At 49.6% G+C, this 12,523-nt stretch carries 8 protein-coding genes; 6 read left to right on the top strand and 2 right to left on the bottom strand.

The window, feature by feature from the left end; all coding sequences use genetic code 11:
• Window positions 1-7 precede the first annotated feature (7 nt).
• Window positions 8-3,130 carry an efflux RND transporter permease subunit gene (locus LLH06_RS00150; protein ID WP_228171212.1) on the bottom strand — a complete coding sequence of 1,041 codons (3,123 nt, stop codon included), beginning with the start codon at window positions 3,128-3,130 and terminating at the stop codon, window positions 8-10.
• Between the two features lie 9 nt (window positions 3,131-3,139).
• Window positions 3,140-4,228 (bottom strand): efflux RND transporter periplasmic adaptor subunit, encoded by a 1,089-nt coding sequence (locus tag LLH06_RS00145; protein WP_228171211.1) that lies wholly within the window; start codon window positions 4,226-4,228, stop codon window positions 3,140-3,142.
• A gap of 306 nt (window positions 4,229-4,534) precedes the next feature.
• Between LLH06_RS00145 and LLH06_RS00140 the strand changes: the two genes are divergently transcribed.
• The 6 genes from LLH06_RS00140 (at window position 4,535) to LLH06_RS00115 (ending at window position 12,489) form a co-directional block, all read left to right on the top strand.
• Window positions 4,535-6,286 carry a M61 family metallopeptidase gene (locus LLH06_RS00140; protein ID WP_228171210.1) on the top strand — a complete coding sequence of 584 codons (1,752 nt, stop codon included), beginning with the start codon at window positions 4,535-4,537 and terminating at the stop codon, window positions 6,284-6,286.
• A 126-nt stretch (window positions 6,287-6,412) separates the two neighbouring features.
• On the top strand, window positions 6,413-7,372 hold the full coding sequence (locus LLH06_RS00135) for an energy transducer TonB (protein WP_228171209.1): 960 nt from the start codon (window positions 6,413-6,415) through the stop codon (window positions 7,370-7,372).
• A 231-nt stretch (window positions 7,373-7,603) separates the two neighbouring features.
• Window positions 7,604-10,423 carry a carbamoyl-phosphate synthase large subunit gene (carB, locus tag LLH06_RS00130; protein ID WP_228171208.1) on the top strand — a complete coding sequence of 940 codons (2,820 nt, stop codon included), beginning with the start codon at window positions 7,604-7,606 and terminating at the stop codon, window positions 10,421-10,423.
• A 374-nt stretch (window positions 10,424-10,797) separates the two neighbouring features.
• Window positions 10,798-12,003, top strand: coding sequence for a hypothetical protein (locus tag LLH06_RS00125; RefSeq protein ID WP_228171207.1), 1,206 nt, complete (start codon window positions 10,798-10,800; stop codon window positions 12,001-12,003).
• Entirely contained in the window at window positions 11,984-12,220 is a 237-nt protein-coding gene (locus LLH06_RS00120) for a hypothetical protein (protein WP_228171206.1), read from the top strand. The genes LLH06_RS00125 and LLH06_RS00120 overlap by 20 nt, the downstream gene beginning before the upstream one ends.
• Window positions 12,202-12,489: a helix-turn-helix domain-containing protein gene (locus LLH06_RS00115; RefSeq protein ID WP_228171205.1), complete on the top strand. Its 288-nt coding sequence runs from the start codon at window positions 12,202-12,204 to the stop codon at window positions 12,487-12,489. Before LLH06_RS00120 ends, LLH06_RS00115 begins: the two co-directional genes overlap by 19 nt.
• Window positions 12,490-12,523 lie beyond the last annotated feature (34 nt).

The following is a 12,523-nucleotide window of genomic DNA, read 5'->3' as shown; positions in this document are numbered from 1 at the left end:
GGCCGGCTTACAGGTTTTCAATTAATAATGGTTGTTTAGGGGTCTCTTCCTCTTCGGGCTCCTTATCAGGATCACGGCGGGTGCGTGAGGCCAGCATCACATACATCATCGGGATCACGTATAGTGTCAATATAAGCGAGAACATCATACCACCCATGATAACAATACCTAATGAAACCCGGCTTTTAGCACCGGCACCCAACGCCAAAGCGATCGGCACGGCACCCAGCACCACGGCCAAGCTGGTCATCAGGATTGGGCGTAAACGAGCGGTGGCGGCCTCCACAACGGCCTCATACTTGGCCAGGCCATGCTCCATACGCTGATTGGCAAATTCCACGATGAGGATACCATTCTTGGTCACGAGACCCACCAGGGTGATCATACCGATCTCGCTAAAGATGTTGAGGGTTTGATCGAACAGCCATAACGATACGAATGCCCCGGCGATAGCCAAAGGCACCGTAAGCATCACGATCACCGGGTCCATAAAGCTTTCGAATTGAGCGGCCAGTACCAGGTAGATCAGCAACAAGGCAAAGCCAAAGGCGAACACGATGTTGGATGAACTTTCGGCATAGTCACGTGACGGTCCGCTCAATGCGGTACTGAATGATGGGTCAAGCAATCCCTTGGCAATGCGTTGCATCTCGGCGATACCATCACCAATGGTATAACCTTCTGAAAGGCCTGCCTGTACCGTGGCCGACTTGTAACGGTTAAAGTGATAGATGGCCGGCGGCGCGGCGCTTTCCTCTACCTTGACCACGTTATCTAACTGCACCAGGTTGCCTCGGGTACTACGCACGTAAACCGAACGCAGGTCGAGTGGCTGATCACGGTTAGCGCGATCCACCTGGGCGATCACCTGGTATTGCTTGCCGCTCATCAAAAAGTAATCTAAACGGCCGGCGCTATAGTACAATTGTAAGGTCTGCGATATATCGGCAACCGAAACGCCCAGGTCGCGGGCACGGTCACGATCGGTGGTGATGCGCAGTTCGGGCTTGGTGAATTTCAGGTTCACGTCGGAGTTGGAGAATACCGGGCTCTTGCCTACTTCGGCAAAAAAGGTAGGCAGTACCTTACGGATCTTCTCAAAGTCCTGGTTCTGGATCACGAATTGTACCGGTAGCGAGGTACGCGCACCGCTACCACCACCACTGATGGTTTGCTCCTGCACCACAATGGCGCGGGCATCAGGGAAACGTTTTAATTTCTTGTTGAGCCACTCGGCGATCTGGGCCTGCGTACGGGTACGTTCATCGGGCGCTACCAAACCTATACGGCCAAAGCCTGAGTTGGTAGAACTGCTACCACCGAACCCCGGCGATACGATCTCGATATTGATCTTGGCCTCTGGTATCGAATCATCTACCAGTTGGGCTACCTTGTCCATGTACTTGGTCATGAACTCGTAGGTGGCACCTTCTGATGCGGTTGCCGTATAACGTAACAAGCTACGGTCATCGAGCGGGGCAAGCTCGGCAGGTAACACCTTTACTAAAACGCCGATCAGGCCTATAGATACCACCAGGATGGCTATAGACACCCACTTGTGCTTCATGAACGAGATGAGGGTTTCCTTGTAACCATTGGTCATGCGCTCAAAGAAAGGCTCGGTGCGCTCATAAAATTTGGAACGTTTGTGGTTCTTGCGTACCAGCTTCACATTGAGCATGGGCGTTAAGGATAGCGACACAAAGGCCGATATCAATACCGAACCGGCCACCACTACCGCGAACTCTCTGAACAAGCGGCCCGTAAACCCTTGCAGGAACACGATAGGCAGGAACACCGCAGCCAGCGTTACCGATGTGGAGATAACGGCAAAAAAGATCTCGGCCGATCCCTCAAAGGCAGCTTTGCGTACCGGCATCCCCTCTTCTATCTTTTTATAGATGTTCTCCGTCACCACGATACCATCATCCACCACCAGGCCTGTGGCCAGTACGATACCCAGCAGCGTCAGGATGTTGATCGAGAAACCGCAGATGTACATGATGAAGAAGGCACCGATGAGCGATACCGGAATATCGATGAGCGGTCGGAAGGCGATGAGCCAATCGCGGAAGAACAGGTAAATGATGATTACCACCAGAATGAACGAGATGATGAGCGTCTCCTCCACCTCCTCGATAGATTGGTTAATGAAACGGGTATTATCCAACGCCACTTGTAGTTTGATATCTGGTGGCAGGTCTTTCTCTACCTGTTTTAAACGCACATAAAAGTCCTTGGCGATCTGCACGTAGTTGGCGCCTGGTTGTGGTACCACGGCCAAACCTACTTGCGGCACGCCCGATTCCTTGAACGCGGTCTCCTCGTTGGCCGATCCAAGTACAGCATAGCCCAGATCGCTCAAACGGATCACGCGGTTACTATCAGCACGAATGATCAGGTTGTTAAAATCCTTTTCGGTCACCAGTTTGCCCAGTGCCCTTACCGTTACCTCGGTATTGTTACCTGATATTTTACCGGCAGGCAGTTCCACGTTCTCCAACGCCAAAGCATCGCGTATATCGGTAGCGGTCACTTTCAATGCCGAAAGCTTATTGGGATCCAGCCACAAACGCATAGCGTACTGGCGCTGGCCCTGCAGGTTGATGGCGCTCACACCGGGGATGGTCTGCAAGGCTTCCTGCAACACGTTCTCGGCATAATCGTTCACCTGCATAATGTTGCGGGTGTTACTGCTTACGGTGAGGGTGATAATATTATCGGAGTTGGCGTCGGCCTTGCTCACTACCGGCGGGGCATTGATATCCTGTGGTAGCTGGCGCTGCGCTTGTGATACCTTGTCGCGCACGTCGTTCGCGGCCGTTTCCAGGTCGGCATCCAGATCGAATTCTACGGTGATATTGCTCGAACCTACCGAACTGGTAGATGAGATATTACGGATACCTTGCACACCGTTGATCGCCTTTTCGAGCGGCTCGGTGATCTGCGACTCGATCACATCGGCGTTGGCGCCCGAGTAACTGGTGCTTACGCTAATGATTGGCGGATCCACCGAAGGGAAATCGCGGATACCCAGGAATTTGTAGCCGATGACGCCGAACACCACGATAATGACCGACATTACCGTGGCCAGCACCGGCCGTTTTATACTGACTGAGGATAAACTCATGTTTGTTGCTTAGTGAAGAACTTTAATGATCTTTAATGGAACTTTTGGACGCATTTGAATAATGCCCGACACGATGAGCGAATCACCAGGCTTCAAACCTTCGGTGATCTCGATCTGGGTATCGGTGCGGTTGTCGGTCTTCACGTTGCGTACGTACGCGGTATCATTACGGGCAATGAACACCTTGCTCGATTTAAGATCGGGCACCACGCATTGGGTGGGCACCATAATGGCCCGTGGTGATTGCTCCAGCACCAGATTGATCTTGGCAAAACCACCTGCGGTGATCTCATTATTTGGGTTAGCCGCCCTGGCCCTAACCGTAATGGTACGGGTGGCCGGGTCAACGGCAGGGTCTACCGCATAAACTGAGGCCGAAAAATTTTTGCGCGAGCTGGCGATGTTAAAGGTGATCTTGGTGCCGGCTTTGATGAACGGACGATAACGCTCAGGCACGTTAAAGGTCACCTTCATAGGGTCGGTGTTCACCAGCGTGGCAATGCTGGTTTGGGTAGACAGGTAACCGCCCGGGCTCACGTTACGCAGGCCGATCACCCCGCTGAATGGAGCCCTTACCACCGTACGTGATATCTGCGCCCTAACCACATCGGCCTGTGCCTTCAGGGTATTATAGCTTGACAATGAGGTATCATATTCCTGCTTACTCACGGCCTCTTTTTGCAGCAGCACGCGGTTGCGGTACTCGTTCTCTTTAGCCAGTGCGATCTGGTATTCGGTCTGTTTAAGGGTGGCTTGCAGATCCTGGTCATACACCTTTACCAGTACCTGGCCCTTTTTCACATGGCTGCCCTCATTAAAATAGATGCCGGTGATGTTGCCGGCCGTTTGAGCCACCAGGTTCACCTGCTCGTTAGGGTCTATACTGCCGGTGATGTCAATGGCGGTATTCACCACGGTATCTTTCACGATCTGTACGTTCACCGGTACGGGGCCGCCCTTTTTACCGCCTTTTCCTCCTGCGCCGCCACCACCGCCCTGTGCCGCGGCGTCCTTTTTACCGGCATTATGCAGCTTGTTAAAGATCAGATAGCCCAGTATTAGTGCAATGGCTATGTAGGCAATGTATCGTATTTTCATAAACAGGTCATGACCATTCTATCAAACAATGGCGTGTATGGTTAAATCAGTATGTACGGTATGTGCAGGTTATATATGTGGCTATGAAAGTAATATTTTCAACAGCTGTAAAAAAGTATGTATCATGCACAGGTAACCCTTAGCAACCTACAAAATAACGGCATATGGGAGTGGTGGAGGCTATGTATCAACCATTTTACAACCTGCGGCGGGGCCATCAGTTTTAGGTTACCCACCGAAATAATTTAACTTAGCCTCATGAAAAAGATGCGTTTTAACATTTTTGCACTATTTATTTTAATACTGATGAGTTTTGAAAGTGAGGCAGCGGGCAAGCTGCAGATCGCCTACACGGTAAGTTTCCCTGAAGCACAAGCACATTATGCCGATATCGAGATGGATATCAAAGGCATCGCTCAAAATAAACTGGACCTTAAACTGCCGGTTTGGACACCCGGCTCCTACCTGGTGCGCGAGTTCGCTAAAAATGTAGAATCCTTTACGGCCGAAAGCAATGGTAAGGCGGTAAGCGTGGTCAAGACCCGCAAAAATATCTGGCAACTGAACACCCAGGGCCTTACCTCGGTGAAAGTTAAATATCGTTTCTACGCGTTCGAGATATCGGTACGTACCGCGTTCATCGATAATACCCATGCGTTCCTGTCAACCTCGGGTATGTTCTTTTACCCGGCCGGTGGTTTGGATCTGCCATCCACCATCAAGATCATCCCTTACAAAAGCTGGGACAAGGTATCTACCAGTTTAGAGATGGTAGGCAACGATCCGTTCACGGTTAAAGCGCCTAATTATGATATCCTGTTCGATTCGCCGATCGAGGTAGGCAACCAGGAAGTATTTAATTTCAAGGTAGGCAACACCAACTACGAGGTGGCCATGTATGGCGGCGGTAACTATGACAAGGAACGCCTGAAAAAAGATATGGCCAAGGTGATCGAGACCGAGGTAGCGATCTTTGGCGAGAACCCTAACAAGCGCTATGTGTTTATCGTGCATAATTACTTGAAAGGCGGCGGCGGCCTCGAGCACCTGAGTTCGACCGTATTGGGCGCCTCACGCGATGCTTACGCTACGGCAGCCGGTTACGAGGGCTTTTTGAGCCTGGTAGCGCACGAGCACTTCCACCTATGGAACGTGAAACGTTTACGCCCGATCGCTTTAGGTCCGTTCGATTATGATAACGAGGTGTACACCACCAACCTGTGGATAGCCGAAGGCTTTACCGCTTACTATGATAACCTGGCCGTACGCCGCACTAACCTTTTCCCGGTAGATGATTACCTGACCGCACTGGCAGCAGATTTTAACACGATCGACAACACCCCGGGCACCAAGGTACAGCCGCTATCGCAGTCGAGCTTTGACGCCTGGATCAAAGGTTACCGCCCTGATGAGAACTCGATCAATACCGGCATCTCTTACTACAACAAGGGTGCTGTGGTAGGCATGATGATGGACCTCGAGATCATTAACAACAGCAAAGGCGCCAAAAGCCTGGACAACGTGATGCGCTACATGTACAATGAGTACTACAAGGTGAAAAAACGCGGTTATACCGATGCCGAGTTCAAAGCTGGGTTAGAGGCCGCTGCCGGTAAAAAACTGGACGACTTTTATGCCGCCTACATTAACGGTGTAGATGATATGGACTACAACAAGTACCTGGCTTACGCCGGTTACAAAGCCGTTGATGAGCACGAAGGCCAAAGCATAGCCGACCTGGGTGTGCGTGTTACCTCGGCCAACGGTAAGATCCGCATTGCCAACGTACTGCGCGGCACTGCCGGTTGGGTTGATGGCTTGAATGTTAACGACGAACTGGTAAGCATTGATGGCGTACCGGTGACCGACCCTAAAAAGACCATCGTTGGTAAGCAAGTGGGCGATCGCCTGAGCATCGTAGTGACCCGCGATGGCCGCCAGCTCACCATACCGGTAACCTTGAAGCAAACCACCCAAAAGAAATACCACATCGTAAGTGTGGACGCGCCTACTGCCCAGCAACTGGCCGTACGCAAAAAATGGCTTAACCTGCAATAAGGTCAAAGCCCCTATCGATAAAAGCCCGGTGCCTTTAAAGCACCGGGCTTTTTTATTACGGCCCGTTTAGCGGCATAACAATAAGTTCATGTTGAATAATTATTTTAGGGGCCTAATATCCTTGTCATGCGATACCTGTTCCTATTGGCCTTCTCTGTGAGTTTCGTGAACGCCTTTGCGCAACGCCAGAACGTATATTTTTTTAACAAGCGTGAACAGCAGGTCGCCACCCGCGATAGTGCCGACTATACCCGCATCGTGCGTGAGCCAGATCCCGGTTCAGAACTTTACAAGGTGATGGAATACTACCTCAACGGTAGGCCCAAACGCATGGCTACCTCCATAACCATCGACCCGATCAAGCTTGAGGGCCCCTGCACCATTTATGACCGCAACGGGATCCGCCAAAGCGTACTGAATTTTCATGAAGGCCGCATGGCCAACGAGCAGGTGTACTATTACCCTAACGGTACCATCAGCGAGGTGAGGAATTATGCCGAAGGGATGAACGACCCCAGGAACAACTTCAACTCAGCATACCTGATCACGGCCAACAATGACAGCACCGGTAAAGCACTGGTCACCGCAGGCAACGGGCACTACCGCTCGCCGGTCAACAACGACCTGTTCATGACCGAGGGCGATATAAAGGACGGCCTTAAAGAAGGCGAGTGGAAGACATCGGTAAAGAAAGACAGCCTGATACTCATCGAGACGTACAGTAAAGGCAAGCTGATCACCGGTACAGGCAAGCTGGCCAACGGCGAAACTTACACTTACACCAAAGACCAGGCATTACCCGAATTTGTGGGCGGGGTAAAGGCTTTTTACGCGTTCCTGAGAAAAAATCTCCGGTACCCCGCCGAGGCCTTCCAGAACCGCATACAGGGCCGGGTAGATGTAGCCTTTATAGTAGAGCTTGACGGCGCTCTTACTGACGTTCATGCCGTAGGCCGCCCTCAGGACAAGGTACTCACGGCCGAGGCGATCAGGGTTTTAAAGCTAAGCCCGAAATGGGTACCGGGCGTCCGTTACGGCCGGCCGGTGAGGGTCACTTACACGGTGCCTGTGGTATTTTCTTTATGATATTGACGCCGTTGTGCAGCGCCACGACGGCCAATATTAAAAGATCGATTTTTTATGGCATATACCCTGTATTCTCCTATCTTTGCATCCCGACGCTGAAGTCGGGTTTTTTGTTTTCAGCGCATAGAATTAGAAGTTCATGGTTGATAGCTGATAGTTCATAAAAATAGCACGACGCTATGAGCCATGATCCATTAACTATGAACTGTACGTAAACTGCTAAATACTGCTATGCCCAAAGATACCTCCATTAGATCGATCCTGATCATTGGTTCTGGTCCGATCATCATCGGCCAGGCCTGCGAGTTCGATTACGCCGGCTCACAAGCCGCCCTTTCGTTAAAAGACGAAGGCATCGAAGTTTCCATCATCAACAGCAATCCGGCTACCATCATGACCGACAAAGTAATTGCCGATCATGTGTACCTGCTGCCGCTGACCTGCGAAAGCATCGAAAAGATCCTTACCGAGCAAAAGATCGACGCTGTGTTGCCTACCATGGGCGGACAGACCGCGCTGAACCTTTGCATCGAGGCATCTGAGCGCGGCATCTGGGAAAAATATGGTGTGAAAGTGGTAGGCGTTGACGTGGCCGCCATCGAAAAGACCGAGAACCGCGAGGCTTTCCGCCAGTTGATGGTCGACATCAATGTGGGTGTGGCCAAGTCAAAGATCGCCAACTCGTTCCTCGAAGGTAAAGAGGCCGCTCAACAGATCGGTTTCCCGCTGGTGATACGCCCAAGCTATACCCTGGGTGGTAAAGGTGCCGGTTTCGTTCACAAAAAGGAAGACTTTGACCAGGCCCTGAGCCGCGGCTTACAAGCCTCACCTACCCACGAGGTACTGGTAGAGCAAGCCGTGTTAGGCTGGAAAGAGTACGAGCTGGAGCTGCTGCGCGATAACCGCGATAACGTGATCATCATTTGCTCGATCGAGAACTTTGACCCGATGGGTATCCACACCGGCGACTCGATCACCGTGGCCCCGGCCATGACCCTGAGCGATCGTTGCTACCAGGAGATGCGTAACCAGGCCATTCGCATGATGCGCGCCATCGGTAACTTTGCCGGCGGCTGTAACGTGCAGTTCTCGGTCAATCCGGCTAATGAGGAGATCATCGCCATCGAGATCAACCCGCGTGTATCACGTTCATCGGCCTTAGCCTCAAAAGCTACCGGTTACCCGATCGCCAAGATCGCGGCCAAACTGGCCATTGGCTATAACCTCGACGAGATAGAGAACCAGATCACCAAGACCACTTCGGCCTACTTTGAGCCAACGCTTGATTACGTGATCGTGAAGATCCCTCGCTGGAACTTTGACAAATTCAAAGGTGCCAACCGCGAGCTGGGCCTGCAAATGAAATCGGTAGGTGAAGTAATGGGCATTGGCCGCAGCTTTATCGAGGCTTTACAAAAAGCTTGTCAGAGTTTGGAGATCGGTCGTGCCGGCCTGGGTGCCGACGGCCGCCAGAGCCGCAACCTGGAAGAGATCATGGCCAGTCTGGAGCACCCAAGCTGGGACCGTTTGTTCCATGTGTATGATGCCTTGAGCTTAGGTGTGCCGATCGAATCGGTACGCAAGGCCACCAAGATCGATCGCTGGTTCCTGAACCAGATCCAGGAGATCGTTAACCTGGAGAACGAACTGCGCCGCTACTCGGTGAACAACATACCGGAGGATATCCTGCTTACCGTTAAGCAAAAAGGTTTCTCTGATGTGCAGATCGCCTGGATATTGGGTGCCAATACTACCGAAGAAGAAGTTTATCAACGCCGCAAGGCCCTCAACATCAACCGTGTGTATAAGATGGTTGATACCTGTGCGGCCGAGTTCCAGGCGCAAACGCCATACTACTACTCTACCTACGAAGGCGAGAACGAATCGATATCATCTGACCGTAAGAAGATCATCGTTTTAGGCTCGGGCCCTAACCGTATAGGCCAGGGTATCGAATTTGACTACAGCTGTGTGCATGGCTTGTTAGCCGCCAAAGAGGCAGGTTACGAGGCCATCATGATCAACTGTAACCCTGAGACCGTATCGACCGACTTTAACATGGCCGATAAGCTTTACTTTGAGCCGGTGTTTTGGGAGCACGTACGCGAGATCATCGAGCTGGAGAAACCAGAAGGTGTGATCGTGCAACTTGGTGGACAGACCGCTCTTAAAATGGCCGAGAAACTGCATGAGCATGGCATCAAGATCATTGGCACCTCGTTCAACGATATGGACATCGCCGAGGATCGCGGCCGTTTCTCTGACCTGTTAAAGGACCTTGACATCCCTTACCCACTGTATGGTGTGGCTGAGACTGCCGAAGAGGCTTTAGAGGTTGCTCATAAGGTAGGTTACCCGGTATTGGTACGCCCAAGCTACGTTTTAGGCGGCCAGGGCATGAGCATCGTGATCAACGATGAGGACCTGGAGCGTGCCGTAGTGAACCTGTTAAAGGCACTGCCGGGCAACCGCGTACTGATCGATCACTTTTTGGATCGTGCGTCAGAGGCTGAATCTGACTCGATATGCGATGGCGAGAACGTACACATCATTGGTATGATGGAGCACATCGAGCCTGCCGGTATCCACTCGGGCGACTCATACGCCGTATTGCCACCGTTCGACCTGAGCGAGACCGTGCTGCAGCAAATGGACGAGTACTCTAAAAAGATCGCCCGTGCGCTGAACGTGAAAGGCTTGCTGAATATCCAGTTCGCGATCAAGAACGATAAGGTATACGTGATCGAGGCCAACCCACGCGCCTCACGTACGGTGCCGTTCATAGCCAAGGCTTACGATGTACCTTACATCAACATTGCCGCCAAGGTAATGATGGGTGTGAACAAACTGACCGACTTCACCATTGAGCGCAAGCTGAAAGGTTACGCGATCAAAGAGCCGGTGTTCTCCTTTGATAAATTCCCTGAAGTGGCCAAGGAGTTAGGCCCCGAAATGAAATCGACCGGTGAGGCCATCCGCTTCATCCCCGATCTGCAGGATCCATACTTCCGCCACCTGTACAAAGAGAAATCGATGTACTTAAGCAAATAGTACAACTTACACAATGATCAAGGCTGCTACCGTAAAGGTGCAGCCTTTTTTGTTGGCAATAAACTGCGGCGATTCAAGTTGATGAAGACCAGCTTGTGGTCGGTGTTATCACCGCACCACTACCCGATGCCTTTGTGTTTTCCATCCAAAGCTATCAGCTAATTACGAACGGTGGGGTGATAACACCGACCACAAGCTCGAACTTGCAGTTCATTTTCGTCAATTTACTTTAGTCAGAGGTAAGGAGCATTTACATTCCTCCATTGATTTTTCAAACTACGTCATAAAATAGAGGATGGCCGAACACAAATTAGAAATTTGCAAAAACCAAAACAAATATATACTTTTGATATTGTAAGTATATAGATAAAGTCGTGAGATACCAAGATACATATTCGAAAACCCTTTTTGGATTTGATAGCACGCCCAAAAACACAGACGTTTGTTATGGACAGCATGCGGTTGGCGCAACCGCTGATAGTCATAGATTCACTGATCGTATGGTTGCTTCAACCGCTATTCACACTTTGCCCGCAATGCAAGCTAGCAGTATTGTCTCTTATAACGGAATAGGAAATCCAATTGCGGGAAATGTTATAGGGTCGGTAACTGGGGTGGCGTTGACATCAGCATCAAGTATCTACGGCTCATCAGATCTATTGAGCAATGCATACGCAAGACCTGATTCCTTCACAAATCCTATTTCAGCTACTATCGATAAATACCCCAAAAGCAGTTTATTGGCCGCCAACTGGTTTAGCCAAAGAGACGCATCTTCTCCTACAACAGACTTTATTTATAACAATATGGGTGTTTTAGGAAGTTCATATGTTGCTCCCAATCTTGGAATTTCTACTATAGATTCCATGCGAGGCTATCCCGGTTATGAGTCTATTTTAATATCAAATATAGCAACTGATAATAAATACAGTACCTCCATAGAAAAAGGAACCATTGACATAACAAATGAAATTAGTCATTCTTTATGTGCAGGTAGTAAGTTAATTCAACCAAGGGATATTACCTCGGATGTGCAATACCCATGTGGCATTTATACTGAAATTACAGCTATTTCATCGAAGTTGAGTGCGGGTACAAAAATCGAAACTGGAATAAGCCTAAACAAAACAACCGCTCTGGCCGAAGTATTTACTTCGGCGTCAGACATACGAGTGGCCAGCAGTGCTCAAGGGCTAAAAAGGCTGTATAGTCATTTACTGGATTTAGCTGAGCGAGAGCAAGATTTAATTGAACTTTTCGAAAGATATACTCAATGGAACGAGAATTCCTATGAGAACTTCCTTCGCTGGCAAAATGAGCTTGAATTCGGACGGATACAAAAGAGCATTGCAAAACTTACAAAAACAATATTTCGTCTTGGCAAGCATTTAATCAAATTACTATCTAAAGTTAGACAAGGCAGGCGCCTTAACAAAAGGCAAATTTTTAGAGCTAAGGTAAATCTGATTTTTAAAAATCTGGATGATGCACACGCAGTTAAAGAGTACTTCTTTTTCAATTGCAATTGCATGTTAACAAGATTTTTAAATATCAGATATTATGAACATAGACATCAATAAAATAGAGGATATATTATTAAGAGCACAGCGCTCATGCAGCGATGAAGCTACCAAAACAGATATTGAACAGTTTCTCGAGCAACTAAAACTTGCCCACAATTTGGGAAATCAGATGCCTCAAAAAGTTAGGAGTTTGGTCGACGACATTGTAATCTGGATCAGTGCTGGTAAATCGGTGGTTGATCTCATTACATTATTATGGATTCATCAAAGGTAATTGCTATTATAAGGAAAAAGAAAGGCTTGAGTCAGACCGACTTTGCAAAGCTGGTAGGCTTGACCCAAGCTTCTCTTTCTCACATAGAATCAGGTAAAAAACAGCCGCATCGCAGCACTATTTCCAAAATTTGCGAGGCGTTAGGGATGCCGGAAACTTGGTTTGATTTATTAACAACCGACCCCAATAAATTAAATGGCATTGCAAAGGAAAGGTATCAACTCGTTGGGGATGACATAAAACAGTTAATTTTAGACTCCATCCAATAGATTTGAGCGGTGGTTGTTCCTATAGTTGTACCTC

Source organism: Mucilaginibacter daejeonensis (assembly GCF_020783335.1).
GTDB lineage: Bacteria > Bacteroidota > Bacteroidia > Sphingobacteriales > Sphingobacteriaceae > Mucilaginibacter > Mucilaginibacter daejeonensis.
This window is presented reverse-complemented; position numbering and strand designations above follow the sequence as displayed.